1 protein-coding gene is annotated in these 494 nt (G+C 64.0%); it reads left to right on the top strand.

Going from position 1 to position 494, the window contains the following annotated elements; translation table 11 throughout:
* Nucleotides 1–470 (top strand): bifunctional adenosylcobinamide kinase/adenosylcobinamide-phosphate guanylyltransferase (cobU, locus tag EN943_RS37370; protein ID WP_127416640.1); only part of this gene is annotated, 470 nt, incomplete at its 5' end.
* Nucleotides 471–494 lie beyond the last annotated feature (24 nt).

Here is a 494-nt window from a genome sequence, read left to right as displayed (position 1 = left end):
CCGGAAAGAGCGCGCACGCCGAAATTTTGGCGACCGCCTTGCCGCCGCCCTGGACCTATATCGCCACGGCGCAAGCCTATGATGACGAGATGCATAAACGCATCGCGCTGCACCGATCGCGGCGCGGCGAAGGCTGGACGACCATCGACGCACCGCTCGATCTCGCCGGTACGCTTGCCGCCTTGCCGGACGATCGGCCGGTGCTTGTCGATTGCCTGACGCTGTGGCTGACCAACCATATGCTGGCCGATCACGACCTCGAGCTTGAATGCCGGCGATTGGCGGACGTACTGTCGCAGCCGCGTGGTCCCTGGTTCGTTGTGTCCAATGAAGTCGGCCAGGGTATCGTGCCGGACAATGCACTGGCGCGCCGCTTTCGCGATGCCGCCGGCCGGCTCAACCAGCAGGTCGCTGCCGTCGCCGATACGGTGCTGCTGATGGTGGCGGGGCTGCCGCTCAAGGTGAAATGACATGACCGACATCGACAATAAGGA

It is taken from the genome of Mesorhizobium sp. M7A.F.Ca.US.006.01.1.1 (assembly GCF_003997935.1).
Lineage (GTDB): Bacteria > Pseudomonadota > Alphaproteobacteria > Rhizobiales > Rhizobiaceae > Mesorhizobium.
Note: the sequence above shows the minus strand (reverse complement) of the source record. Positions and strands in the feature narration are given on the sequence as shown.